The organism is Streptococcus sp. UBA632 (assembly GCF_002300045.1).
Taxonomy (GTDB): Bacteria; Bacillota; Bacilli; order Lactobacillales; family Streptococcaceae; genus Streptococcus; species Streptococcus alactolyticus.
Genome location: NZ_DBPA01000037.1, coordinates 1 through 26,575 on the forward strand (window position 1 = coordinate 1; position 26,575 = coordinate 26,575).

Genomic DNA, 26,575 nt, shown 5'->3' on the forward strand with positions numbered 1-26,575 from the left:
GGGAAAAAGATTTTAAGGAGGAGCATATGAAGAAAAGCTTTATTCATCAACAGCAGGAGATTTCTTTTGTCAAGAATACATTCACTCAGTACTTGATCGATAAACTTGGCATTGTTGAAGTGCAAGGACCTATTCTTAGCCAGGTCGGGGATGGAATGCAAGATAATTTGAATGGTATTGAAAATCCCGTATCTGTCCATGTGAAAGAAATCACTGATGCTGAGTACGAAGTGGTTCATTCATTAGCGAAGTGGAAACGTCATACCTTAGCACGCTTTGGCTTCAATGAAGGGGAAGGGCTTTTTGTTCATATGAAAGCTCTAAGACCAGACGAAGACGAACTGGACCCTATTCATTCGATTTATGTGGACCAATGGGACTGGGAAAAAGTCATCCCAAATGGACGCCGTGACATTGATTATTTGAAAGAAACGGTGGAGCAAGTCTATAAAGCCATTCGATTGACAGAATTAGCCGTTGAAGTACGCTTTGATATTGAAGCGGTTTTGCCAAAAACCATTACGTTTATCCACACAGAAGAATTGGTGGAGCGTTACCCTGATTTAACACCAAAAGAGCGTGAAAATGCTGCCGCTAAAGAATACGGTGCGATTTTCCTTATTGGTATCGGGGGTGTTTTACCAGACGGAAAACCTCATGACGGTCGTGCCCCAGACTACGATGACTGGACTTCTGAATCAGAAAATGGTTACCACGGTTTGAATGGGGATATCATTGTTTGGAATGAAACCATGAACTCTGCCTTGGAATTGTCATCAATGGGTATTCGTGTGGACGAAGAAGCCCTAAAACGCCAAGTCAAAATTACTGGTGACGAAGACCGCTTAGAATTAGAGTGGCACCGCGCCCTCTTAAACGGTCTATTCCCACTCACTATCGGTGGTGGTATCGGACAATCACGCCTAGCAATGTTCTTGCTCCGTAAAAAACACATTGGAGAAGTCCAATCAAGTGTATGGCCAAAAGAAGTGCGTAATACCTACGAAAACATTCTCTAACAGGAAGAATAAGATGCAAACAAAAAAGTTGTTAGAAAATCTTCTAACAACTTTTTATGTTATTCACGTTGGCATTTCGTTAAGCCTCGAGCTTCTGCGTCAGATAGAGTAACTTGTGTGGTGCTTTTAGCATTATTTAAACCAGGACAACCAGGGCTGAAGTGGTAATGTTTTCCAGTTCGAGTGATATAAACTTGTGTGGTATCATCTTGTTGGGCAGTAGGAGCCTGAGCTTGTGCTTGAGCTTGGGCCTGCGCTTGTTGTTCGGTTAATTCTTTTGTAGAAATGGCATTTTCAACAAGGGTGATACGATTTTGTAGGCTTGCTTTTGTGCCCTTGTCGTTAACCAAGTTGGTTTTATCAGTGGCATTTGCAATATTGTCGCGACTTTGATTGTCTTCTAAGTATTTGACCGCATCATCGGCTTCTGTGATGAGAATGGCCTGTTCTACCAAATTCGTGCGGTTGTTAAGGTCAGCTTTTGTTTCCTCGTCAGATACCAAATTCACTTGATTTCTTGCAGCTTGCAAGTTATCGCGATTGTGGTTATCTTCTAAGTTTTTAACGGCTGTCTTAGCTTCTTCATTGACGATGTTTTGTTCGACAAGATCAATGCGTTGGTTTAAGGCTTCTTTCTGAGTTGAATCAGGAAGATTATCAACGGTTGCTTTAGCGTATGCTAAATTGCTTCTGGTTTGGTCATCTTCTAGTTGTTTAACTGTTTTTTTAGCTCGGTTAAGTTTCTTGTTTTTAGTTGATTTCTTTATTTTTGTTTTAGTGCTGGCTTTTGTTGTTGATGTGTGACTATCTGCCAAGACAATTGCTGTATTGTCACTTGATGATGGCAAAAATCCTTGATCTGGAGTCATTCCCATAAGGGCAGCTGCCATGAAGAGCACGGCAAGTTTGACCGTCTTTTTCATGTATCATTCCTCCAAAAATAATATTCTTCTCATCAGATCATATCAATCCTAAAAAATTGTGTCAATGGCGTTTAGAGTTTATCGTTTTTTAAGGCAATTGCCCTGTTTTTTGCTATAATAGGTGTCATGAGAGTTGTAGCAGGAACATTTGGAGGGCGTCCTTTAAAGACGCTAGATGGAAAAATCACGCGCCCAACGACGGACAAGGTCAAGGGAGCCATTTTTAATATGATTGGTCCTTACTTTGATGGAGGACGGGTCTTGGATTTGTTTTCGGGAAGTGGCAGTCTAGCTATTGAGGCTATTTCGCGCGGTATGGACGAGGCGGTCTTGGTGGAACGCAACCGTCAAGCGCAGGCTATTATTACGGAAAATATCAAGATGACCAAGGCCCAAAACCAGTTTCATTTGTTGAAAATGGATGCCAATAAAGCAATTGGTGTGCTCAAAGGTCCGTTTGATTTGGTGCTTTTAGACCCGCCTTATGCCAAGGAAGAGATTATCAAAAACATCACGGATTTGGAGGATGCTGGGCTTTTGTCTGAGGAGGTCATGATTGTCTGTGAGTCCGATAAGGCGGTGGATTTGCCTGAGGAGATTTCTCATTTTGGTATTTGGAAGCAAAAGACCTACGGTATTAGCAAGGTCACGGTTTACGTGAGATAAGAGCTATTGGAAAGGAAAGCATATGGCTAAAATTGGTTTAATGATGGGTTCTTTTGACCCTGTGACAAATGGGCATTTGGATATCATTGCGCGTGCAAGTCGCTTGTTTGATAAGCTGTATGTGGGCATTTTTTACAATCGTGATAAAAAAGGCTTTTTTAGCGTGGAAGAACGCAAGCAAATGCTGGAAGAAGCTTTGGCGGCTTTTCCCAATGTGACGGTGATTATGGCGCACGATTCCTTGGCGGTAGCTATTGCCAAGCGTTTGGGTGTTGGCTACTTGGTGCGTGGTATTCGAAATGCTAAAGATTTGGAATACGAGGCAGATTTGGCCTTTTACAATCACCATTTGGCAGCAGAGATTGAGAGTGTCTTTTTGCTGACAGCGCCTCAGTGGCAACACATTTCGTCGAGCCGCATTCGTGAATTGATTGCTTTTCAAGCAGATATTGCTGATTTTGTGCCAAAAAGTGTGATGACAAAAGTGGAGGAAATTAATGACAAAAAACAATGGCTTTAAGAAGACACTCGGCAAAGTCGGTCATTTTTTGAAGCGTTTTAAGTGGTGGATTGTAGGTGTTGTGGGAGTTCTTTTTCTCCTGTTTAGCCTCTTTTACCCGCTGAATTACTATATCGAAATGCCTGGTGGTGCCTATGATGTGCGCAGTGTTCTGACGGTTAATAATAAAGAGGATGACGAAGAAGGGTCTTACAATTTTGTAGCGGTATCGGTCAGTCAGGCGACCTTGGCCCAGCTGGTTTATGCTTGGTTGACCCCGCATACCGAGATTTCCACAGCTAAGGAAACCACAGGTGGTTACAGTAATGAGGATTACCTGCGTATCAATGATTATTATATGCAGACCTCACAAAATACAGCTACTTATGAAGCACTGACTTTGGCTGGCCAACCTGTTACTCTTGATTATGAAGGGGTTTATGTCCTAAACGTCAGCGATAATTCAACCTTCAAGGGCATTTTAAACATCGCCGATACTGTAACTGGCATTAACGGTCAGACCTTTAACAGTTCGGCAGAGCTGATGGCTTATGTGGCTGATTTGGATTTGGGTTCTGAAGTAACGGTTCAATACACTTCAGACGGCAAGGCCAAAGAAGCAACGGGTAAAATCATTGAATTGTCAAATGGTAAAAATGGAATTGGTATTGGTTTGGTGGACCATACCAAAGTATCGTCAGACATTCCTGTTGACTTTCACACCAGTGGTGTCGGCGGTCCAAGTGCTGGTTTGATGTTCACCCTTGATATTTACGACCAATTGACCCAAGAAAACCTTCGTAAAGGGCGCAAGATTGCTGGAACAGGAACCATTGAAAGTGATGGTTCTGTGGGCGACATCGGTGGAGCGGCTCTTAAGGTTATCTCTGCGGCAAAATCAGGTGCGGATATTTTCTTCGTGCCAAATAACCCGGTAGATGAGGAAACCTTGAAGCAAGACCCCGATGCTAAGACCAACTATGAAGAAGCGGTTGAGGCTGCCAAAAGCATCGATACAGATATGAAAATCGTCCCTGTCACAACGGTTCAAGAAGCCATTGACTATCTTCGTGACACGGATAAATAAACAAACAAAGCTCCTAGTTCTTCTTCTCCTAGCAGAAAGAAGGTCCTAGGGGCTTTTTAATGAATTTTTTAATTTTTTCTTAAGCTTTCTCCGCTACAATGTCACTAAGCGTAAATAATAGATTGTTTGTAGGAGTAACTTATGAAAAACTGGCAGAAGCGCTTTATCATCTGGTTTAACTTGGCCATTTTGTTTGTTTTTTTAGATGTCAGTTTACTGATATTTGTTCGCTCGATTGACCACGAAGGGATTTATCAGACCACGGCAATGAAATGGGAAACCTTCTTTGTTTGGGCACTTTGCTACGCGATTGTGTGTCTGGGTCAGATTTTAGGGTATGTGCTGTTTAAACGTCGCAAATCAGCAAGAAGTGGGAGTTAAGCCTCGTTTGTCAACCAAAAGAAAAAAGAAGTGCGTCAAAAGAACCTGACAAGCTTCTTTTTTAGTCTATTGGAAGCTTTCTAGCGACTAGCGGTTGGCGATTTTCAAAAGTCAAAAAATAGTGTATAATAAAAAGGTTACGACTGCCACCAAGCTTTTTTAATGAGCAAGTTTTTTGCTGGCAGCATGCGTTTAACTATGGATTGAGAGGAGACCGATGAGAAAAGAGATCTCTCCTGAAATGTACAACTACAACAAGTTTCCTGGTCCACAGTTTGTGGCCTTTCCTGACCGTATTAAAAGTGAAACGATTGAGTTGTTCATTTTGGAAAATACAAAAGATGCCCTTGACGTGACTGTCTTTAGCCAACGTTTTTCAGATATTTTGCTCAAATACGATTACATTGTTGGTGACTGGGGCAACGACCAGTTACGTCTTAAGGGATTTTATAAAGATGACAGAGATGTCAAAAAATCACGTTGCATTTCGCATTTAGAAGACTATTTAAAAGAATATTGTAATTTTGGGTGTGCTTACTTTGTGCTCGAAAACAAGGCACTGAGAAAGGAAAAGGCAGATGAGCGCCGAAAAGGTAAAAGCAGCCGACATAGCAAGCGCTCAGCGTCCGCATCAAAAGAAATGAATGACAAAGGGCGTGAACGCTCTCATCACAAATCTTTTACCAAAAAACACCACTCTGATAAAAAACAAAAACCACTGACTGAACGTCAGACCAAAAAAGAAGTTACTTCGACATCACACCATTTTGTGATTTCCAAAAAGAAACGATAGAAAGGATTTTGTATTTACAACATGCAAACAGAAACAAAAGAAGTTAAGCCTTCTATTTATGGCTTGACACGCGATGAATTGATTGAATGGGCGATTGAACACGGGGAAAAGAAATTCCGTGCGACACAAATTTGGGATTGGTTGTACCGCAAACGCGTCCAATCTTTTGAAGAAATGACCAACATCTCTAAAGACTTTATCGCGGTTTTAAATGAGAATTTCTGCGTCAATCCTTTGAAACAACGCATTGTTCAAGAAGCTTCTGACGGAACGGTGAAATACTTATTTGAATTGCCAGATGGCATGCTGATTGAAACCGTATTGATGCGTCAACACTATGGTTTGTCAGTCTGCGTGACGACCCAAGTGGGTTGTAACATCGGTTGTTCGTTTTGTGCCAGCGGTTTGATTAAAAAACAACGTGACTTGACCAGCGGTGAAATCACATCACAAATCATGATGGTGCAAAAATACTTTGACGAACGTCATCAAGGTGAACGCGTCAGCCACGTGGTGGTCATGGGAATTGGTGAACCATTTGATAACTATGACAATGTACTGCGCTTTTTACGCACCATTAACGATGACAATGGGTTGGCTATTGGTGCCCGCCATATTACCGTATCAACTTCAGGTTTGGCTCATAAAATCCGTGAATTTGCCCAAGAAAGCTTGCAAGTCAACCTTGCGGTTTCTCTTCACGCGCCAAACAATGAATTGCGTTCTCAAATCATGCGCATCAACCGTTCATTCCCACTGGAAAAACTCTTTTCAGCGATTGAATACTACATTGAAACCACTAACCGCCGTGTAACCTTTGAATACATCATGCTAAACGGTGTCAATGATTCGCCAGAAAATGCTCAAGAATTGGCTGATTTAACCAAGAAAATCCGCAAATTATCTTACATCAACTTGATTCCTTACAACCCCGTATCAGAGCACGACCAATATAGCCGCTCAAGTAAGGAGCGTGTGGCAGCCTTCTACGATGTGCTCAAGAAAAACGGCGTTAATTGCGTGGTGCGTCAAGAACACGGAACTGATATTGATGCGGCTTGTGGTCAATTGCGTTCAAATACCATGAAAAAAGACCGTCAAAAAGCAGCGGTGAAAGAGCAAGCAGATGCCTAATTGGTTGGATAGCCGTGGGGAACTCGTGCCTTCCATGCGTCGTCTAACGCGCATCTTGGTAATTATCTACGCCCTCATGGTAGCTTGGATGTGCTTTTCTCCACAACCCATTATCATTGATGGTGTCGAAACCCCAAACTTGATTGCTTACGGTCGTTTGCGTTTATTGCTTGTACCTTTTAATACCTTTTTGTCCTTTGGGCAGTTAGAAGGTTTCAAGGAAATCTTTTGGGTCATTCTCCAAAATGTCATGAATGTCTTTTTACTCTTTCCTTTGATGTTGGGCTTGATTGCCCTTTTTCCAAGGTGGCGAAGTCTGAGCCAAGCAGCGCTTTTAGCCTTCTTGATTAGCCTAGGCATTGAAAGCACGCAATTGTTGGTGGATGTCTTGTACAATGCCAACCGTGTTTTTGAGATTGATGACTTATGGACAAATACCTTGGGTGGTGTGCTGGCCTTTCTGGTTTATCGCTGGCTGGTGCGCCTTCTTAACCCAAGTCATTAACCAATTTGCCTTGGCAGATTGGTTTTTATGATGTAAACGTTCTCCTAGGTTTTACAAGTTTCCGTAGGCATATTATAATGGTAGGTATGGCAAATGAAAATGTTCGGATTGTTTTAAACCAAGAGATTGCTCAGCAGCTCCATTTGGAGAAGGGGCAGGTGGTAGAAGCGGAGTTAGATGTCAATCGCCTGCTCATCCAAACGGGCGAAGAACCCAAGCGTCAGACGCTATCCAGCTGGGTCGTCATCGTGGCAACACTGGTTCTATGTTCGCTTTTTTATGCCCTTAGTGCTCTTCAAAATAGAAACCAAATTTTATTAGTGGGGGATTATTCGATTATTACCTTCCTGATTGCTTTTTCGGGGGTTTTAGGGATGACGGTTTTCACCATCAATTTGATTCGAAACCGTCAGCTATTTTTAGGAGGACTAAAGGCGCGTGTATTCTGGCGGATGTTGCCCATCATCGTGGCATCTTTTACGGAGATTTTGCTGCTGGCCTTGCTGGCTTTGGACTGGCTTTTGGAGCAGATTTTCACAGGAGCATCCTTTGACAAATTCACGGCTAGCTTGATTTTGGGCGCTGCCCTTTATGCCGTCAGCGTTGTTTGGGGACAAATAGCAGAGCAGATTAGGGCGACTTGGTTGACCACTGTATTTACCATTATCATGATTAGCGGTGTCTTTCATTCCATGGCTTCCAATGGTTCTAGGGAATGGTGGCACTTTAACCTGAGTTTCCTAGGCACGCAAGAGGCAAGGGACAGTTGGCAATTCAACTTGACTTTGATGCTGTCTGCCTTGATTTTAGTGGCCTTGGTGGATTACCTCTTTGTCGCCTTGGGTGAAAAATACGCTAAAAACTGGAAATTGACGCTGATGCGCGTGATGTTGACCTTGCTGGGGCTTGATTTGGGAGCGGTTGGTTATTTCCCAAATAATGCCAATTCTCATGTTCTTCATACGCGTGTGGCAGGCTATTTGGTTTTGATTATCATCGCTTTAATCATCAGTGTTCGCTGGCTACTGCCCAATGTCACCAAGGACTTTTTGATTATGTCTTACGCCATTGGTGGCATGCTAGTTGTCTTGCAGATTGCCTTCCAAGGTGTGCACTACTTGTCTTTGACTGCCTTTGAAATCAGCGCTTTCTTGCTGGCCTTTACTTGGCTGATAAGGCTGTTCAACCACTTAGAGCAACTCATCGTGACGGATAAGAAAATCGTGCACCTAACCATTGAATAAAAAAAACTCATCTCTTAACCTCGTTTGGTTAAGAGGTTTTTTTAATGAAAACAATATTTTTAGAAAATTTAAAAAATCTATTGACAAGCCTATTTGAAGCTCGTATAATATAAGGCAATCAGAAAGTAACAGAAAATGATTTTCAGGGAGCCCATGGTAACTGCGAATGGGTAATGTTTTTTTTGTGAAAATTGGGCTGATGGTAATGGTTGAAAATAACACATGTTTTTCAGGTAGGCACCCCTTATCGTGCAACTCCTTGTTGGAGGAGATAGAGATGACGGCAGTTTAATAGCTTTTTTCCGTCAAAATGAGGTGGCACCGCGCTAAAATAGACGCCCTCACACAGATAGTTTTTTTCTGTGTGAGGGTTTTTGTTTTATATGGTGATAAGATTTTCAATCCTATAATAGTGAAATGAACGCTGATGATCTAGGCAGGTTATGGGCGGCAAGTTTCAGGTAGGTACCCCTTATCGTGCAACTCCTTGTTAGAGGAGATAGAGATGACGGCAGTTTGATAACTTTTTTCCGTCAAGATGAGGTGGCACCGCGCTAAATAGACGCCCTCACACAGCTATTTTTTGCTGTGTGGGGCTTTTTCTTTACCTTGGAGGTGACTGATGAAAAGACGCGATAAAGGCTGGCGAATCAGCTGATAACCCAAATATTTCAAGAATAGAAAGGACTATGTATGAGAACGATTTTAACAGCTGATACTTTGACGCCTATTTTGGCTTACTTACGTATTCAAGGAAAACATAAGGTTATCTTGGAGTCTATTCCCAGAGAAAAAGAAAATGCTCGTTTTTCCATCGTGGCTTACAATCCCGTTTTTGACATCAGTTTTGACGAGGGCAAGTTGACTCAAAATGGAAAGGAGATTGCGGCAGATCCTTTGGATTACCTCAATCATCTAACGGTTAAAAATAGTGAGAGTGATTTGCCTTTTGCTGGTGGGGCAATTGGTTTTGTGGGTTATGACATGATCGGGCTTTATGAGGCGATCGGGGATATTCCCAAGGATACCATTGGCATGCCAGATCTGCGTTTCTTTGTTTACGAATTTTATGTGATTTTTGACCATAAAACCGAAAAAGTCCACGTGGTTGAGGATAATTGTTATAGCCAGCGTGATCAAAAAGCTATGCGTCAAGCGCTTGACAAGGTAACTAAGGAGTTACAAACGCAAGTTGACAAGGAATGTGCGCCCCTAAGGTCTTCCTCTTTGGATTTTAAACCGCATATGGAAAAGGCGGCTTTTGAAAAGATGGTGGAAAAGGCTAAGCGCTACATTCGTGAGGGGGATATGTTTCAATGTGTGCTGAGTCAGCGCTTTTCAAGTCCCTTTGCTGGTGAGCCTTTGGATTATTATCGTCAGTTGCGCGTGGCTAATCCGTCTAATTACCTTTATTTATTTGATTTTGGGGATTATCAGATTATTGGAGCTAGTCCAGAGAGTCTGGTATCGGTGAAAAAAGATGTGGTAACCACCAATCCCATTGCTGGGACGCGTCCGCGGGGGCAAAATGATGCTCAAGATGCTGCGTTAGCCAAGGATTTACAAACCGACGTCAAAGAAACGGCTGAACATCGTATGTTGGTGGACTTGGGCCGAAATGACATTGGCAAGATTTCTCAAAATGGAACGGTCAAGGTTACGACCTATATGGCGGTGGAATATTTTCGCTACGTCATGCATTTGACTAGTGTGGTTAAGGGAAAATTGCTGCCTGGGGTGCAGAGCATTGAAGCCTTGAAGGCGACCTTGCCTGCTGGTACGGTATCAGGTGCGCCAAAAATTCGAGCCATGAAACGCATTTACGAATTGGAACAGGAAAAACGCGGTGTTTACGCAGGTGCTATTGGTTATTTGTCTGCCTCGGGTGATATGGATTTTGCCATTGCCATTCGCACCATGATTCTCAAAAATCAGCGAGCTTATGTGCAAGCAGGAGCAGGAATTGTTTACGATAGCGTAGCAGAAAAGGAATTTGCTGAAACGCTCAATAAAGCCAAAGCCATGACACGAATAGGGGAAAGCCGTTGATTTTATTAGTTGATAATTATGATTTATTTACCTACAATTTAGCCCAATACCTAGGAACCTTTGCTGAGGTTCAGGTCTTGCGAAATGACGACGTAGGCTTAGAAGTGGCAGCCCAAGCAGCAGACGCTTTGGTCCTATCCCCAGGTCCAGGTTGGCCAGCCGACTCTGGAAAAATGGAGGCTTTGATTGAGACCTTTGCGAAAGAAAAGCCTATTTTGGGGATTTGCCTTGGGCATCAAGCCATCGCTGAAACCTTTGGCGGTCAGCTTGGACTTGCTCATAAGGTCATGCACGGCAAACAAAGTGAGATGGCAGTGATAGCAGATTCACCGCTTTTTGAAGGAATGGGAAGTACTTTGCTGATTATGCGCTACCACTCCATCGTGGTGACGGATTTGCCTAAGGGATTTGAGGTGGTGGCCAAAACAACTGATGACCAAGAAATCATGGCCATTCAACATCAGGAATTACCGATTTACGGGCTGCAATTTCACCCAGAAAGCATAGGAACGCCAGATGGCTTGCAGATGATAGAGCAATTTGTGCAATTGGTTAGGGAAGATAAAGGGAGAAGAGAAAATGAAAGAAGTATTTCATCAAATGGCTAATGGAGAAGATTTGACACAAGAACAAGTAGAAGCTTTGTTTGACGCGATTTTAAATCAAGAGGTGTCTGAAAGCGAGTTGGCTGCTTTTCTTATGGGGCTTAGGGTCAAGGGAGAAACATCTGCTGAGATTACAGGCATTGTGCGAGCGCTAAAACGCCATGCGGTTTCTCTGCCACAGACCTTTGAAGATGCCATGTGTAATTGTGGGACAGGCGGCGACCAATCTTATAGTTTCAATATCTCGACAACAGCTTGCTTTATTTTAGCGGCGGGTGGCATTCGGATGGCCAAGGCTGGTAATCGTTCGGTGTCGTCACAATCTGGCTCTGCCTACGTGCTGGAGGCTTTAGGTATTAACATTGCGGCTGCTCCTGAAACCTTAGCCCAAGCCTTGCAAGAAGTGGGACTTGCCTTTATCTTTGCCCAAACCATGCACCCAGCCATGCGTTTTATTGCTCCAGCCCGCAAGACACTTGGCATTCCGACTATTATGAATTTGGTAGGCCCTTTGGCCAATCCCTTGGACCTTGAAACGCAATTGATGGGCTTGTACAGTGAGGATTTGCAGGGAACAGCTGCTCAAGTGATGCAGCAATTGGGGCGTAAGCGTGCCATTATCATCACAGGCCCCAATCACATGGACGAAGCCGCTCTTTACGGTACCAACACCTACACCCTCCTCGACAATGGCCATATCAGCCAACACCAATTTACTTATCAAGATCTTGGCATGCCAAAAGTCACTTTGGATGACATTGTCGGCGGAGATGCCAAGGAAAACGCCGCTATTTTGCTCAGCGTTCTTAACAATGAACCTAGTCCCTATCTGGAAACAACAGCGCTCAATGCGGGACTTGGTTTTTACGCCAATGGCAAGGTGGCTAGTCTGGAAGAAGGCATTGCCTTGGCTCGTCAATTGTTGGCAGATGGTTCTGCCTTAGCCAAATTGCAGCAACTCAGAGAGGTACAAGTATGACACAGACATTTCTTTCGCGCATTTTAGCCGAAAAAGCCAAGGAAGTTGAAACGATGGCAACCGAAGAATTGCAACCCTTGCGTGATACCTACAAGCTTTACGATTACCTCAAAAGTCACCCTAAGCAGTTACAAGTGATTGCAGAAGTGAAAAAAGCCAGTCCCAGCTTTGGCGATATCAATCTTGACGTGGCTATTGACCAGCAAGCAAAATGCTATCAAGAAAACGGGGCAGCCATGATTTCCGTGCTGACCGATCCACATTTTTTTAAAGGCAGTATTGAGGATTTGCGTCAGGTTTCCAGTCAGGTGCGCATTCCGACGCTGGCTAAGGATTTTATCATCGATGAAAAACAGATTATTCGCAGTCGTAATGTTGGCGCAACGGTGATTTTGCTGATTGCGGCGGCTTTGCCAGAACAACGTTTGAAGGCCTTTTATGATTTTGCGACCCAGTTGGGCTTAGAAGTCTTGGTTGAAACGCATCATTTGGCAGAGCTGGAAATTGCCCATCGGATAGGCGTCAAAATCATCGGCATCAACAATCGCAACTTGCAGACTTTTGAGACAGATGTACACACCAGCTTGGCTTTATCCGAGCATTTTCAAGAGAAACCTGTATATATCTCAGAATCAGCCATTTTGACCAAAACTGACGCAGCTCTAGTTGCCCCCTTCTTTAATGGGATTTTAGTGGGAAGAGCCTTGATGCAGGCGGAAAATGTAGCTGAAAAAGTGAAGGAGTTGCAGATTGACAAAGGTTAAAATTTGCGGGCTTTCAAGCAAGGAGGCGGTCAAGCAGGCCGTCAAATGCCGAGCGGATTATATCGGATTTGTCTTTGCTAAAAGCAAGCGACAGGTCGGCTTAAAACAAGCCAGCTATTTGGCACAGTTTGTTCCTAAAACCGTCCAAAAAGTAGGTGTTTTTGTAAGCCCGACCTTGCGGGAACTAAAAGAAGCGATTAGAACAGTACCTCTTGACATGGTGCAAATTCACGGAGAATGTGATGATAGCCTCTTTAATCACCTTGACGTTCCTAGCATTCGTGCCATCCCTGTTCATCAAATACTGGAAGATATCGACACCCAAGCGGACTACCTTTTATTTGACGCTCCTTTAGCTGGCTCGGGCAAGACTTTCGATTGGGACTTGTTAAAAGATAAGACCATTTCAAAACCCTATTTTTTAGCAGGTGGATTGACGGGGGACAATGTCCGAGAAGCGATAACTTTCTTTCACCCTGATGGTGTTGACGTTTCTTCTGGTGTTGAAACGGATGGTCAAAAAGATTTAGAGAAAATAGCGAGATTTATAGAAAGTGTGAAACAATGACATATAACCAACCTGATCGTAAGGGATTTTATGAAAAATTTGGTGGGCAATTTGTCCCTGAAACGCTGATGACTGCGGTGCTAGAGCTGGATAAAGCTTACCGCCAAGCAAAAGCAGATCCTAGTTTTAAAGAAGAATTGGATCAACTTTTGAAAGATTATGTGGGACGTGAAACGCCGCTTTATTATGCGGAGCGTTTGACCAAGCATTTTGGTGGGGCGAAAATTTACCTGAAACGCGAGGATCTCAACCACACAGGTGCCCATAAAATCAACAATGCCCTCGGACAAGTTTTGCTTGCTAAACGCATGGGGAAAAAGAAAATCATTGCCGAAACAGGAGCAGGCCAACACGGAGTTGCCACAGCCACAGCCGCTGCCCTATTTGACATGGAGTGTACCATTTACATGGGAGAAGAAGACGTGAAACGCCAAGTTCTCAATGTCTTTCGCATGGAGTTGCTGGGGGTCAAGGTCTTTTCGGTGACCGATGGCTCACGTGTTTTGAAAGATGCGGTCAATGCTGCCTTGCGTGCATGGGTGGAAAACATCGAGGATACGCATTACGTTATGGGTTCAGCTCTTGGACCAGCCCCTTTTCCTGAAATGGTGCGAGATTTCCAATCGGTCATTGGTAAAGAAGCCAAGCGGCAATACGCGGAATTATCAGGTGGGCAATTGCCTGATGCTGTTCTGGCTTGTGTAGGCGGTGGTTCCAATGCCATTGGTTTGTTTTACCCTTTCGTCGAGGACGAATCTGTTGCCCTTTATGGGGCTGAGGCTGCTGGTCAAGGATTGGATACGGAAAAACACGCTGCAACCTTTGCCAAAGGTCGTCCTGGTATTTTGCACGGGGCTTTGATGACGGTGCTTCAGGACCGTCACGGGCAAATCATGGAAGCCTTCTCCATTTCAGCTGGGCTGGATTATCCAGGTGTCGGCCCTGAGCATTGCCACTTTAAAGACATTGGCCGTGCTAGTTATGATGCCATTACAGATGAAGAAGCCTTAGAAGCCTTTATGCACCTATCTCGCTTGGAAGGTATTATCCCAGCCCTCGAATCCAGCCACGCTATTGCCTTGACCAAGAAAGTCGCCAAGCAATTGGGGCCAGATAAATCGATCATCGTCTGCCTATCTGGTCGTGGCGACAAGGATGTCATGCAAGTCAAAGAACGTTTGGAAACAGAAAGGAAGTAGCCCATGACCAAAACACTCACGCAACATTTGGAGAAAATTAAGGCAAGTGGAAAAGGGATTTTTGTGCCCTATATCATGGCAGGTGACCACGAAAAAGGCCTAGACGGTTTATACGACACCATTGCTTTTTTGGAAAATAGCAGAGCTTCTGCATTGAAGTGGGAATTCCTTGGTCTGACCCCGTTGCTGATGGACCTGTTATTGAACTCGCAGGACAAAGAAGCTTGGCTAACGATGTGAGTTTAACAGCGATTGTTCAAAAATTACAAGAAAAACAAACGACAGTTCCTTTGGTCATCATGACTTACATCAATCCTGTCTATCAATACGGCATTGAGAAATTTATTGCTGACTTGAAAAATACGTCTGTTAAAGGGTTGATTATTCCTGATTTACCACACGAACATGAAAATATGGTAAAACCATATCTTACCGACACAGATATTGCTCTTGTGCCGCTGGTTAGCCTGACAACAGGTATTGAACGTCAAAAAACGTTATGTAAAGATGCTGAAGGTTTCATTTATGCTGTGGCTGTTAATGGCGTCACAGGTAAAACAGGTCATTACCGTGAGGATTTGGATAAACATTTGACCAATCTTAAAGCCATTGCTGACATTCCTGTTTTAACAGGTTTTGGTGTCTCAACTCCAGCGGACATTGAGCGCTTTAACAAAGTATCAGACGGTGTCATTGTTGGAACCAAAATCGTCAATGATTTGCACCAAGGTCATTTGGAAGCATTAGCAAACTTCATCCAGTATGGTGCTACCTATGCAAACTAAAAAAGCCTCCAAACGGAGGCTTTTAATCATGCGTAAATACTAGTGAGGTGAATTGTTATTAAAACAAATCAAAAATCAATTTGAGGTTTAAAACGGTTAGAACGACAGCAACCACATAGCCTAAAATGGTGTTCCACTTGGCATTGACAAACTGACCCATGATTTTCTTATTAGATGTGAAGTAAAGCAATGGGAAGATTGAAAATGGCAGAGCTAATGAAAGAAAGACTTGAGAATAAACAATCAATTGGTCCAAAACCTCTTCTTGACTACCATACATCAAGGCTACGATAATGGCGGGTGTCAAGGCTAAGAGTCGGGTAACCAAACGAATAAGCCATTGTGGCAAACGGAGTTTCAAAAAGCCTTCCATAACGATTTGCCCTGTTAAAGTACCTGTAATGGTTGAATTTTGCCCGCTGGCCAAAAGAGCGACCGCAAATAAGATTGATAGAGCTGAACTAGCCACGCTACCAGCAATGGCAGAATTTTGAAGTGCATCATACATTTGAGAAAAGGCACCAATGTCACTGGCGTGACCGTAGAACAAGGCAGCCCCCAAAACCAAGAGCAGAGAATTGACCACAAAAGCCAAACTCAACTGAATGTTGGAATCCCAAGTCATGAAGCGAACAGCTTGTTTAACAGAATTGTGATTGTCATAATCCACTTTCCGAGTTTGCGAAATGGAAGAGTGCAAGTAGAGATTATGTGGCATCACCGTTGCCCCGATAATCCCCAAGGCTAAGGTTAGCTGGCTATGCCCACCGACTTGCTTAGGATTTAAAATGGATGCGCGTGGGATATAACCTTGAAAAATGCCTGACACACTAGGGTGTGAGAGGTAAACCAAATAGACAAAGATAAGTAAAATCGTTGCTATTAAGGTTGACACGATTGCTTCAATTTTACGAAACCCAAGTTTCATCAAGGATAGCAGTAAAAAGACATCCAAGACTGTCAGTAAAATACAAAAGAGCAAGGGCCAACCAAACAGCAAATGCAAGGCAATCCCAGAACCGATAACTTCTGCCAAATCCGTTGCCATCAAAGCCAACTCAATGATGACAAAGAGCACGTAACGAAGCCCTTTTGGCAAATGAGCGGCGGTTGCTTGCGCCAAGTCCTGCCTTGTCACAATGCCTAGTTTTCCAGCCATCTGTTGTAACTGCATCGCAATGAGAGATGATATTAAGACAACAGACAAAAGAACGTATTTATAAGTTGCTCCACCAACAACGCTTGTAATCCAGTTACCAGGGTCCATGTATCCAACAGCCACTAAAGCACCAGGACCGATAAAAACTTTCAACGTGCGCCAAAAGGGAGCGTTTTGAGGAACAGCGATACTTTGATTGACCTCACCAAGTGATTTTGAGTAAGTTGTAGATGTTTCCAAACCCCAACCTCTTTTCTGTATATTTCTAAAACCTATTATATCAGAAAAGCTCAAAAAATAAAGTCTGTTTAACTAAAAAATTAAGTTAACTTAAAAAAGATAACTAACAAGTATCCTAAAAATAAAAAAGGCACCAAGGGAATGTGTTTGCAACGCTTTAATAAATAGGAGAGAATGCCTGCTAAAGACCCTAGTTCAATTACCCATAATAATGCCGTAAGGCTAAATCCTAAGCTCAAACTGGCGAGATAGAAAAAATCCCCACTGCCTATCTTAATATCTGTCATTTCTGCTAAAATCCCAAGCAAACAAAGGATGAGAAAGATAGGGGAAAGGGGAGCAAAAAAGAACAAGCCAAGTGTCGGAAGTAGCCAAGCCAGAATAGGAAAGCCAAGGGATTTCAAGTCGTAAAGGCTAAGCAAAACGCTCAGGAGAATGGTCATACAGATTTGTCCTGATAAGATATGATGGTAGTAACCGACACTAACAATTCCCAAGAAACACTCAATAAGCAAGTACCAAATGGGCAATTTAACCTGACAAAAACGGCAACGCCCACGGTTGATCAAAAAAGACAAGATGGGAATCAAGTCCCAAGCAGGCAAGGTTGTACCACAAGCTTGGCAATGACTAGCTGGCGTAATGAGGGATTTTTCAGGAAAACGCTCGACCACAACACCGATAAAAGAGGCTAAAGAAGCCCCTAGAAAAAAGAATAATAAAATGTCCATACTAGTTTATTCGAAAAATAATTAAAAAAGAGAGCATATTATTTGCTCTTTATTTAGAATTATCATAAAATAGGATTGTAAAGTAAAGGATGAGAAATCCTAAAGTGTTTCAAAATGTTATTTGACGAGGAGGTTTGCTATGACTCAAACAATCACTGAAAACATTTACGCATCTGTAACACATAATATCTCACAAAAATCAACTGCTAAAAATGCCAAAACAAAAGCTGTTCTTAACCAGGCGGTCGCTGATTTGTCAAAGGCTGTCTCAATTGTTCACCAAGTTCACTGGTACATGCGTGGAGCAGGCTTCTATTACTTGCACCCAAAAATGGACGAATTGATGGACAGTCTTAATGCTTCACTAGATGAAATGAGTGAACGTTTGATTACCATCGGGGGAGCACCTTATTCAACGCTTAAAGAATTTGATGACCATTCAAAACTAGAAGAGGTGCCAGGTTCATTTGAAAAAGCAATGGATGAACACTTGGCACGTTTGGTAGATGTTTATACTTATTTATCAGCTCTTTATCAAGTAGGTCTTGATGTGACTGATGAAGAAGGCGATGCACCATCTAATGATCTTTTCACAGCAGCGCAAGCTGAAGCTGAAAAGACTATCTGGATGTTGCAAGCAGAACGTGGCCAAGCATCAGGAATTAAATAAATAGGGTAAGAATATAAGGATAGGCTTTAGGGTCTGTCCTTGTTTTTATGTCCAATAAGCAGATTCTAAGAAAACGATTGCAATAGTTTGCGTTAGCGGTTGAAAATGGTTTTTTTTTTTGATAAAATGCTTATCATGAAAACTTTATTCGATGTGCAACAATTGCTAAAACGGTTTGGCATTTACATCTATATTGGGAAACGTCTTTATGATATCGAAGTCATGAAATTAGAACTTGAAAAATTGTATGAGAATGGCTTGATTGATAAGACAGAATACCTAGAGGCTGAATTAGTTTTACGACATGAGCACCGCTTAGAAATGGAGAAAGAAAATAAATGACACAAAAATTACTAGGAATCGACTTGGGTGGAACAACCATTAAATTTGGGATTTTGACCCTTAAAGGTGAAGTTCAAGAAAAATGGGCGATTGACACAAACATCCTTGAAGATGGTAAACACATCGTACCAGATATCGTGGCTTCTTTGAAACATCGCTTGGGCTTGTATGGGTTGACTAAGGACGATTTCGTTGGTATCGGAATGGGTTCTCCTGGTGCGGTTGACCGTGAAGCAAAAACAGTTACAGGTGCTTTCAACTTGAACTGGGCACACACAGAAGAAGTGGGCTCTGTTATCGAACGTGAACTTGGTATTCCATTTGCCATTGATAACGATGCTAACGTTGCGGCGCTTGGTGAACGTTGGGTTGGTGCTGGTGCTAACAATCCAGACGTTGTCTTTGTCACTCTAGGAACTGGAGTTGGCGGTGGTGTTATCGCTGATGGGAACCTTATCCACGGTGTTGCAGGTGCTGGTGGCGAAATTGGTCACATGATTATTGAACCTGATAACGGTTTTGAATGCACTTGTGGTAACAAAGGCTGCTTGGAAACAGTTGCTTCTGCAACAGGTATTGTCCGTGTGGCACGCTACTTGGCTGAAAGCTACGAAGGTGATTCTAGCATCAAAGCAGCTATTGACAATGGCGATGCGGTTTCAAGTAAAGACATCTTTGAAGCGGCTGAATCTGGTGATACATTTGCGGATTCTGTTGTTGAAAAAGTTGGTTTCTACCTTGGTCTTGCAACAGCTAACATCGCTAACATATTGAACCCAGATTCTGTTGTTATCGGTGGTGGGGTATCTGCAGCTGGTGAATTCTTGCGTATCCGTGTGGAAAAATACTTTATCCAATACGCTTTCCCACAAGTTCGCCAATCAACTAAAATCAAAATTGCAGAACTTGGTAACGATGCTGGTATCATCGGTGCAGCTAGCCTTGCAAGCCAATTCTTAGATTAAGGGGAAAACATTGGACTGGATTATTATTATACTGGTTATCCTTGTTGTTGTGACTTGGTTTGCGTGGAATTATTACAGCATTCGCCGTGCAGCGCATTTTATTGACAATGCTGACTTTGCAAGCCGCATTCATACCAGTCAAGTGATTGATATTCGTGAAGCGACTTCTTTTAAAGCCAAACACATCATGGGTGCACGCAACCTTCCAGCAAGCCAGATAGACTTGTCATTATCAGCTATTCGCAAGGACAAACCCGTTCTTTTGTACGCTGAAAGCAGAAGCACTGCCCTTCCACGCGTGATTAGAACGCTAAAACGAGCAGGTTTTACAGACTTGTATGTCTTAAACGATGGCTTTGATTACTGGACAGGAAAAGTCAAAGAAGGCTAAATGCCTCTCTGGCTTATATGTGAAAAAGGGCTTAGCCCTTTTTTTCGTGTTAAAAAGAGTGTGAGCTATTTTTGGGAAAGCGATGTCTTAAAAGTGCTCTATATTTGAAAACATTTACAATTCTTTTGACGCTGTTTTTTCAAAGGATTTGTGGTATAATTCAAAAGTTAGAATAAATGAAAAAAATCGAGGAATCATGACTAAATTAAGAGAAGATATTCGTAATGTGGCGATTATCGCCCACGTTGACCACGGGAAAACAACCCTTGTTGATGAATTATTGAAACAATCACACACACTTGACGAACGTAAAGAGTTGCAAGAACGTGCGATGGACTCAAACGACCTTGAAAAAGAACGCGGTATTACCATTTTGGCTAAAAATACGGCGGTTGCTTACAACGGCGTTCGTATCAACATCATGGACACACCAGGACACGCGGACTTCGGTGGTGAAGTAGAACGTATCATGAAAATGGTTGATGGTGTTGTGCTTGTTGTGGATGCCTACGAAGGAACAATGCCACAAACACGTTTTGTGTTGAAAAAAGCCCTTGAGCAAAACTTGACACCAATCGTGGTTGTTAACAAAATTGATAAACCATCTGCTCGTCCAGCTGAAGTTGTGGACGAAGTACTTGAACTTTTCATCGAACTTGGTGCAGACGACGACCAATTGGAATTCCCAGTTGTGTACGCTTCAGCTATCAATGGAACATCATCACTTTCTGATGACCCAGCTGACCAAGAACACACAATGGCACCAATCTTTGATACCATCATCGACCATATCCCAGCACCTGTGGATAACTCAGATGAGCCCCTTCAATTCCAAGTGTCACTTCTTGACTACAATGACTTCGTTGGACGTATTGGTATCGGTCGTATCTTCCGCGGTACGGTTAAAGTGGGTGACCAAGTAACCCTTTCAAAATTGGACGGTACAACGAAAAACTTCCGTGTAACAAAACTATTTGGTTTCTTTGGACTTGAACGCCGTGAAATCAAGGAAGCAAAAGCAGGTGACTTGATTGCCATTTCTGGTATGGAAGACATCTTCGTTGGGGAAACCATCACACCAACAGATTGCGTTGAACCTCTTCCAATTCTTCACATTGACGAACCAACCCTTCAAATGACTTTCTTGGCAAATAACTCACCATTTGCAGGTCGTGAAGGAAAATACGTTACTTCTCGTAAAGTAGAAGAACGTTTGCTTGCTGAATTGCAAACAGACGTTTCATTGCGCGTTGAACCAACAGATTCTCCAGATAAATGGACTGTTTCAGGTCGTGGTGAATTGCACTTGTCAATCTTGATTGAAACTATGCGTCGTGAAGGATACGAACTTCAAGTATCACGTCCAGAAGTTATCATCAAAGAAATTGATGGTGTGAAAATGGAACCATTCGAACGCGTTCAAATCGATACACCTGAAGAATACCAAGGTGCGGTTATCCAATCCTTGTCAGAACGTAAAGGTGAAATGTTGGATATGCAATCAACTGGAAATGGTCAAACACGCTTGATTTTCCTTGCGCCAGCTCGTGGTTTGATTGGTTACCCAACTGAATTCTTATCAATGACTCGTGGTTATGGTATCATGAACCATACCTTTGACCAATACATGCCAGTGATTAACGCTGAAATCGGCGGACGTCACCGTGGTGCCTTGGTATCTATCGATACTGGTAAAGCAACAACATACTCTATCATGTCTGTTGAAGAACGTGGTACTATCTTCGTTAACCCTGGTACAGAAGTTTACGAAGGAATGATTATTGGTGAAAATTCACGTGAAAATGACTTGACTGTTAATATCACGAAAGCAAAACAAATGACCAACGTTCGTTCAGCAACGAAAGACCAAACGGCTGTTATCAAAACCCCACGTATTTTGACGCTTGAAGAATCACTTGAATTCTTGAACGATGATGAATACATGGAAGTTACTCCAGAATCTATTCGCCTACGCAAACAAATCCTTGATAAAAATATGCGTGCTAAGGCTGCGAAAAAGAAAAAATCTGCAGAGTAATGCTTTAAACGTGCGAAGCTAAAGACCAATCGTGCGATGTGAAGAGGGGGTCAGCGTGTTTTACCTTATTGTTGCGATTTTAATCGTTTCTTATTACTTTTTTATGGCCCCTACAAGCATTCGTAATACATTGAACACCATTGGCTTGGTGGGTGCCACGGCTCTCTTAATTGTGCTGGCATTTATGAGTTTTATCAAAATCCTTCAATCGCCACCAGAAATTTTGCTGGGATTTGCCATGGCGATCTTTGGATTTTTCGCCATTCGTGATGTCTATCAATTACCAGCTAGGGCAGAAAAAAGTGAGCATCCAAATAAAGGAGATTGAGTTTTGCTCAATCTTTTTTAGTGACGGCACTAGAATGATTGAAAAAGCGTTTAAATAAATGTAGAATATTACTATATTTGTAAGGTTAGAATGGATAAACGATGAAAAAAATAGAAACATTTAAAAACAAAAAGGTATTGGTACTTGGCTTGGCCAAATCAGGGGAAGCTGCAGCTAAGTTGTTGGATAAACTTGGGGCTATCGTGACCGTTAATGATAGCAAACCTTTTGATGAAAACCCTTCTGCACAAGCCTTGTTAGAAGAAGGAATCAAGGTGATTTGTGGTAGCCACCCTTTGGAATTATTGGATGAAAATTTTGAATGGATGGTTAAAAATCCTGGTATCCGTTACGATAATCCTATGGTGGTGAAGGCTCTTGAAAAAGGCATCCCAGTCATCACAGAAGTTGAGTTGGCTTACATGATTTCAGATGCGCCAATTATTGGTATCACAGGGTCAAATGGTAAGACAACGACAACAACCATGATTGCTGAAACCCTTAATAACGGTGGCAAATCAGGGCTTCTTTCAGGAAATATCGGATTTCCTGCTTCAGAAGTTGCCCAAACGGCGACTGACAAAGATACCTTGGTTATGGAATTGTCATCTTTCCAATTGATGGGAACACGCACCTTCCATCCACACATTGCTGTTATTACTAATTTAATGCCAACGCATATTGATTACCACGGTACTTTTGATAATTATGTTGCTGCCAAATGGAACATTCAAAAACACATGACGGCAGATGATTTTGTGGTGCTTAATTTGAACCAAGATTTGGCAAAAGAATTAGCACAAAAAACAGCAGCACAAGTGGTACCATTTTCAACAATTGAAAAGGTTGACGGTGCTTATCTTGACGGCAATACCTTGTATTTTAAAGAGGAAGCTATCATGAAAGCCTCAGAAATTGGTGTGCCTGGAACACACAATGTTGAAAATGCTTTGGCAACCATCGTTGTGGCTAAATTATCAGGAATTTCCAATGAAGCCATTAAGGAAACCTTGGCTCATTTTGGTGGGGTAAAACACCGCTTGCAAGCCCTTGGTGAAGTGGATGGTGTCCGTTTTTACAATGATTCCAAATCAACTAACATTCTAGCCACTCAAAAAGCCCTTTCTGGTTTTGATAATGCCAAAGTGATTTTGATTGCTGGTGGTTTGGACCGAGGCAATGAATTTGATGAGTTGGTTCCTGATATTACTGGTGTGAAATTGATGGTGATTCTTGGTGAATCTGCACCGCGTGTCAAACGAGCAGCTGACAAGGCTAAGGTGCCTTATCTGGATGCCACAGACGTTGCGGATGCGACTCGAATTGCCTTTAGTAATGCGGAAGCTGGCGACGTTGTTTTGTTGAGTCCAGCCAATGCTAGTTGGGATATGTACAAAAACTTTGAAGTCCGTGGTGACGAATTTATAGCGACTTTTGAAGCCCTTAAGGAGAGTAACAATGCCTAAAAAAATTGTGTTTACCGGCGGTGGAACGGTTGGTCATGTGACCTTGAATCTCATTCTCATTCCAAAATTCATCGAAGATGGTTGGGAAGTGCATTACATTGGGGATAAGCATGGTATTGAGTACGAACAAATCACTCAATCTGGCTTGGATGTGACCTTTCATTCAATAGCTACTGGGAAATTGCGACGCTATTTTTCATGGCAAAATATGTTAGATGTGTTTAAGGTTTCTTACGGCGTTTTGCAATCTTTTGCCATTATGGCACGCCTTAAACCGCAAGTTTTGTTTTCAAAGGGAGGCTTTGTTTCAGTACCGCCCGTTATTGCGACAAAACCACTAGGCGTTCCAGTCTTTGTCCACGAGTCAGATTTGTCCATGGGACTTGCCAATAAAATTGCTTACCGCTTCGCGACAACTATGTACACGACGTTTGAGCAACCTGAAAGCCTAACCAAAGCCAAACACGTTGGAGCTATCACTAAGGTTGGCAATAAAGTGCCTTATGACACGAGTAAAATCGACGCCATCAAGAGCCACTTTGACCCTAAATTAAAAACTATTCTCTTTATTGGTGGTTCAGCTGGGGCGCGTGTTTTCAATGATTTTGTAAGTAACACACCTGAATTGACCCAGCACTACAACGTCATCAACATTTCTGGCGACAAATCGTTGAATGAATTGAGCCAAAATCTTTACCGAGTGGATTATGTGACGGATTTGTATCAGCCTTTGATGGATTTGGCAGATGTTGTGGTAACGCGTGGGGGTTCTAACACTATTTTTGAACTGGTGGCTATGCAAAAATTGCACTTGATTGTGCCACTAGGCAAGGAGGCTAGCCGAGGCGACCAATTGGAAAATGCGGCTTATTTTGAGAAAAAAGGCTACGCGCGTCAATTGGCAGAAGACCGTTTGACCTTGGAAAACTTGCAAGATGAATTGAACCAGCTCTTTACGGATGAAGCACAGTACAAAAAACAGATGAAAGAATCCAATGAGTTGAAATCACAGGATGAATTTTACCATCTGATGATGGCTGACATTTCTAAAACCGCAAAAGGAATTTAAATGGCAAAAGAGAAAGAGCAAGACAAACAACAAGACACAAAACCACAAGAAGAATTAACCGAATGGCAAAAACGCAATATTAAGTTTTTGAAGAAAAAAGAAGCTGAAGAGTTGGAGAAAAAAAAGCAGCAAGAAAAGATGCGTTTGGAACGCAATCCTTACGCTGCTAGCCAAAAGCAAGCTGAAGATGATGAGGACAAGGATTCTAAGGAAAAAGTAGCCGATAAGGCAAGTGACAAGAAAAAGGAATCCTCTGAATTCTCAGAAATAGTGGAATCAGACCAACCCAAACCTAAAAAGGTGAAAAAGCCCAAAGAAAAAAAAGAACGCTCACCCCTTCAAAAAGCAATCAGGCACGCTCTTCCTGTTCTTTTGGGTGCTGTTCTTGTGTTGGCGATTTCGATTTTCTTGGTATCGCCCTTAAGCAAAAAGAAAGTGATTACTGTCGAAGGTGGCAATAGAGCCACTCAAGAAGATGTCTTGTCGGCATCTGGCATCAGCAGTTCAGATTATTTCTTTTCCTTGATTTTGAATAGGTCATCTTATATGCACAATATCTTAAAGAATGATAAGCTCATCAGGGAAGCGAAAATGACCTATCATTTTCCTAATAAATTCACGATTAAGATTAAAGAATACAACATTGTGGCTTATGCACAGACAGACGATGGTTATCAGCCAATTCTTGAAAATGGCACACGTTTGGGAGTTGTTAGCTCGCAGGATTTGCCAGACAATTTCTTAACCATCAATTTATCATCTGAAAAAGAAATTGAGCAACTCATCAAAGCTTTCTCAAAATTAGACAAGAGTTTGGTGCAACAAATTCAAATTGTGAGCTCAGCTGATTCGTCAACAACTTCAGATTTGCTGAATTTGGAAATGCACGATGGCAATACGGTGCGTGTTCCGCTATCAGAATTGGATGAAAAATTGCCATATTACGATAAAATCAAGCAAAACTTGACGGAAAATAGTATTGTGGATATGGAAGTTGGTATTTACACAACCACGTCAACCATTGAGTCAGAAGCTGCTGCCGAAAAAGAAAAAGCGCAAAATGAAGCTAACGCGGACGAGTCACAAATGGAAAGTACAGATGAATCAACGGAATTGACAGAGTCTAACGACACAGAAAGTCAGTCAGAAGTGAGTCAAGAGGCATCAGCTACCAGCACCGAAACAGACGCAGTTAGTGATACGTCAAGTACTCAACAATGATTCCAAATCCGTGTTGTTAAAGCGAAAAAACGAAATTTAAGTTTCTATAACAGAAACTTAATACATTAATTTTAAATGCTTGTAAACGTTGATATTAAAGCATTTGAGAGATTTTAAAAAAAGTACTTATAAAATTTGTTACGATTTTTGTTACGATTTATACCAAAAATTAGGGTAACCCGATTAAGGGCTACCCTTTTTTTATAAATTATTGATAGCCATCTCAAAAATGTTTCCGCCTTGTTTTGCTCCCTCCTCGGTTGCATGAACGTAAATGTTAAGTGTCATTGTGATATTGCTATGACCTAGACGGTGTTGTAAGTCTTTTGGAGACATACCAGCATTTAACATTAAAGTGGCGTGTGTATGGCGTAGACCATGGAAACGTACATTAGGCACACCAGCGTTTTTAAAGTGTTTATATAATTGGTTCCTAATGTTGTTAGGGTCAATGTATTTATCAGTGAAATTTGAAAAGACGACTTTTTCAGACCGACCAAGTTCCCACGCTTTAACATGTTGTCGGTTTTTATATTGTTTAAGCATGAGTATAGTAGCTTTATCAATTGAAATTTGTCTATAACTTGCCATAGATTTAGGGCTGTTTATTTCAATTCTGTTGTTTAGTGTCTTGTTAACGTCAATAACACCATTATCTAAGTCAATATCAGACCATTCAAGCGCTACAGCCTCTCCGATACGCAAACCAGTAGCGAGTAATGTTAGATACAACGTTTTATAGTAGCAATTTCTAA

At 42.2% G+C, this 26,575-nt stretch carries 28 protein-coding genes and 1 pseudogene; 25 read left to right on the forward strand and 4 right to left on the reverse strand.

Features of this window, described 5'->3' with window-relative positions; genetic code table 11:
• Positions 1–26: 26 nt before the first annotated feature.
• Positions 27–1,019, forward strand: coding sequence for an aspartate--ammonia ligase (gene asnA / locus B3473_RS04670; RefSeq protein ID WP_235281308.1), 993 nt, complete (start codon positions 27–29; stop codon positions 1,017–1,019).
• 59 nt (positions 1,020–1,078) lie between these two features.
• Here asnA and B3473_RS04675 read toward each other — a convergent pair whose 3' ends face one another.
• Positions 1,079–1,942, reverse strand: coding sequence for a hypothetical protein (locus B3473_RS04675; RefSeq protein ID WP_293677730.1), 864 nt, complete (start codon positions 1,940–1,942; stop codon positions 1,079–1,081).
• 126 nt (positions 1,943–2,068) lie between these two features.
• Here B3473_RS04675 and rsmD point away from each other — a divergent pair, with 126 nt between their 5' ends.
• The 15 genes and pseudogenes from rsmD (at position 2,069) to trpA (ending at position 15,200) form a co-directional block, all read left to right on the forward strand.
• Positions 2,069–2,608: a 16S rRNA (guanine(966)-N(2))-methyltransferase RsmD gene (gene rsmD, locus B3473_RS04680; RefSeq protein ID WP_154454478.1), complete on the forward strand. Its 540-nt coding sequence runs from the start codon at positions 2,069–2,071 to the stop codon at positions 2,606–2,608.
• A gap of 22 nt (positions 2,609–2,630) precedes the next feature.
• Positions 2,631–3,128 carry a pantetheine-phosphate adenylyltransferase gene (coaD, locus tag B3473_RS04685; RefSeq protein ID WP_154454477.1) on the forward strand — a complete coding sequence of 166 codons (498 nt, stop codon included), beginning with the start codon at positions 2,631–2,633 and terminating at the stop codon, positions 3,126–3,128.
• Positions 3,106–4,194, forward strand: a complete 1,089-nt coding sequence (locus tag B3473_RS04690) for a SepM family pheromone-processing serine protease (protein WP_154454476.1) — start codon at positions 3,106–3,108, stop codon at positions 4,192–4,194. Before coaD ends, B3473_RS04690 begins: the two co-directional genes overlap by 23 nt.
• A gap of 141 nt (positions 4,195–4,335) precedes the next feature.
• Positions 4,336–4,575 (forward strand): DUF3923 family protein, encoded by a 240-nt coding sequence (locus B3473_RS04695; protein WP_154454475.1) that lies wholly within the window; start codon positions 4,336–4,338, stop codon positions 4,573–4,575.
• Between the two features lie 217 nt (positions 4,576–4,792).
• Positions 4,793–5,368, forward strand: coding sequence for a YutD family protein (locus B3473_RS04700; RefSeq protein WP_154454474.1), 576 nt, complete (start codon positions 4,793–4,795; stop codon positions 5,366–5,368).
• A 21-nt stretch (positions 5,369–5,389) separates the two neighbouring features.
• On the forward strand, positions 5,390–6,502 hold the full coding sequence (gene rlmN / locus B3473_RS04705) for a 23S rRNA (adenine(2503)-C(2))-methyltransferase RlmN (RefSeq protein ID WP_154454473.1): 1,113 nt from the start codon (positions 5,390–5,392) through the stop codon (positions 6,500–6,502).
• Positions 6,495–7,007 (forward strand): VanZ family protein, encoded by a 513-nt coding sequence (locus tag B3473_RS04710; RefSeq protein WP_154454472.1) that lies wholly within the window; start codon positions 6,495–6,497, stop codon positions 7,005–7,007. Before rlmN ends, B3473_RS04710 begins: the two co-directional genes overlap by 8 nt.
• 86 nt (positions 7,008–7,093) lie before the next feature.
• Positions 7,094–8,251, forward strand: a complete 1,158-nt coding sequence (locus B3473_RS04715; protein ID WP_154454471.1) for a permease — start codon at positions 7,094–7,096, stop codon at positions 8,249–8,251.
• A 693-nt stretch (positions 8,252–8,944) separates the two neighbouring features.
• Positions 8,945–10,300 (forward strand): anthranilate synthase component I, encoded by a 1,356-nt coding sequence (gene trpE, locus B3473_RS04720; protein WP_235280641.1) that lies wholly within the window; start codon positions 8,945–8,947, stop codon positions 10,298–10,300.
• Complete coding sequence (locus B3473_RS04725; RefSeq protein WP_154454469.1) at positions 10,297–10,908, forward strand: aminodeoxychorismate/anthranilate synthase component II; 612 nt, start codon at positions 10,297–10,299, stop codon at positions 10,906–10,908. Before trpE ends, B3473_RS04725 begins: the two co-directional genes overlap by 4 nt.
• Positions 10,880–11,884 (forward strand): anthranilate phosphoribosyltransferase, encoded by a 1,005-nt coding sequence (gene trpD, locus B3473_RS04730; protein WP_154454468.1) that lies wholly within the window; start codon positions 10,880–10,882, stop codon positions 11,882–11,884. The genes B3473_RS04725 and trpD overlap by 29 nt, the downstream gene beginning before the upstream one ends.
• Positions 11,881–12,648 (forward strand): indole-3-glycerol phosphate synthase TrpC, encoded by a 768-nt coding sequence (gene trpC, locus B3473_RS04735; RefSeq protein ID WP_154454467.1) that lies wholly within the window; start codon positions 11,881–11,883, stop codon positions 12,646–12,648. The genes trpD and trpC overlap by 4 nt, the downstream gene beginning before the upstream one ends.
• Complete coding sequence (locus B3473_RS04740) at positions 12,635–13,216, forward strand: phosphoribosylanthranilate isomerase (protein ID WP_204984622.1); 582 nt, start codon at positions 12,635–12,637, stop codon at positions 13,214–13,216. The genes trpC and B3473_RS04740 overlap by 14 nt, the downstream gene beginning before the upstream one ends.
• On the forward strand, positions 13,213–14,415 hold the full coding sequence (trpB, locus tag B3473_RS04745) for a tryptophan synthase subunit beta (RefSeq protein WP_235280644.1): 1,203 nt from the start codon (positions 13,213–13,215) through the stop codon (positions 14,413–14,415). The genes B3473_RS04740 and trpB overlap by 4 nt, the downstream gene beginning before the upstream one ends.
• 3 nt (positions 14,416–14,418) lie before the next feature.
• A pseudogene (gene trpA, locus B3473_RS04750) lies at positions 14,419–15,200 on the forward strand (tryptophan synthase subunit alpha).
• A 58-nt stretch (positions 15,201–15,258) separates the two neighbouring features.
• Here trpA and B3473_RS04755 read toward each other — a convergent pair.
• Entirely contained in the window at positions 15,259–16,599 is a 1,341-nt protein-coding gene (locus B3473_RS04755) for an Nramp family divalent metal transporter (protein ID WP_154454464.1), read from the reverse strand.
• Positions 16,600–16,679: 80 nt separating this feature from the next.
• Positions 16,680–17,330 carry a prepilin peptidase gene (locus B3473_RS04760; protein ID WP_154454463.1) on the reverse strand — a complete coding sequence of 217 codons (651 nt, stop codon included), beginning with the start codon at positions 17,328–17,330 and terminating at the stop codon, positions 16,680–16,682.
• Positions 17,331–17,469: 139 nt separating this feature from the next.
• On the opposite strand from B3473_RS04760, the gene B3473_RS04765 reads away from it, so the two are divergent.
• The 9 genes from B3473_RS04765 to B3473_RS04805 all read left to right on the forward strand — a co-directional run bounded on the left by B3473_RS04765 (position 17,470) and on the right by B3473_RS04805 (position 25,820).
• Positions 17,470–18,000 (forward strand): Dps family protein, encoded by a 531-nt coding sequence (locus B3473_RS04765; RefSeq protein ID WP_154454462.1) that lies wholly within the window; start codon positions 17,470–17,472, stop codon positions 17,998–18,000.
• 135 nt (positions 18,001–18,135) lie between these two features.
• Complete coding sequence (locus B3473_RS04770) at positions 18,136–18,342, forward strand: YqgQ family protein (protein WP_154454461.1); 207 nt, start codon at positions 18,136–18,138, stop codon at positions 18,340–18,342.
• Positions 18,339–19,307, forward strand: coding sequence for an ROK family glucokinase (locus B3473_RS04775; RefSeq protein WP_154454460.1), 969 nt, complete (start codon positions 18,339–18,341; stop codon positions 19,305–19,307). The genes B3473_RS04770 and B3473_RS04775 overlap by 4 nt, the downstream gene beginning before the upstream one ends.
• A gap of 10 nt (positions 19,308–19,317) precedes the next feature.
• The gene (locus B3473_RS04780) at positions 19,318–19,698 is read left to right on the forward strand and encodes a rhodanese-like domain-containing protein (RefSeq protein ID WP_154454459.1); all 381 of its coding nucleotides are present in this window, start codon (positions 19,318–19,320) and stop codon (positions 19,696–19,698) included.
• Between the two features lie 196 nt (positions 19,699–19,894).
• Positions 19,895–21,736: a translational GTPase TypA gene (gene typA / locus B3473_RS04785; protein ID WP_154454458.1), complete on the forward strand. Its 1,842-nt coding sequence runs from the start codon at positions 19,895–19,897 to the stop codon at positions 21,734–21,736.
• 55 nt (positions 21,737–21,791) lie between these two features.
• On the forward strand, positions 21,792–22,064 hold the full coding sequence (locus B3473_RS04790; RefSeq protein WP_269725732.1) for a DUF3165 family protein: 273 nt from the start codon (positions 21,792–21,794) through the stop codon (positions 22,062–22,064).
• A 101-nt stretch (positions 22,065–22,165) separates the two neighbouring features.
• The gene (murD, locus tag B3473_RS04795) at positions 22,166–23,530 is read left to right on the forward strand and encodes a UDP-N-acetylmuramoyl-L-alanine--D-glutamate ligase (RefSeq protein ID WP_235280648.1); all 1,365 of its coding nucleotides are present in this window, start codon (positions 22,166–22,168) and stop codon (positions 23,528–23,530) included.
• Positions 23,523–24,599 carry a UDP-N-acetylglucosamine--N-acetylmuramyl-(pentapeptide) pyrophosphoryl-undecaprenol N-acetylglucosamine transferase gene (locus tag B3473_RS04800; RefSeq protein WP_154454455.1) on the forward strand — a complete coding sequence of 359 codons (1,077 nt, stop codon included), beginning with the start codon at positions 23,523–23,525 and terminating at the stop codon, positions 24,597–24,599. Before murD ends, B3473_RS04800 begins: the two co-directional genes overlap by 8 nt.
• Positions 24,600–25,820, forward strand: coding sequence for a cell division protein FtsQ/DivIB (locus tag B3473_RS04805; protein ID WP_269725734.1), 1,221 nt, complete (start codon positions 24,600–24,602; stop codon positions 25,818–25,820).
• Between the two features lie 201 nt (positions 25,821–26,021).
• Here B3473_RS04805 and B3473_RS04810 read toward each other — a convergent pair.
• Positions 26,022–26,575: site-specific integrase (locus B3473_RS04810; protein ID WP_293677743.1), on the reverse strand; the 554-nt coding region annotated here is incomplete at its 5' end.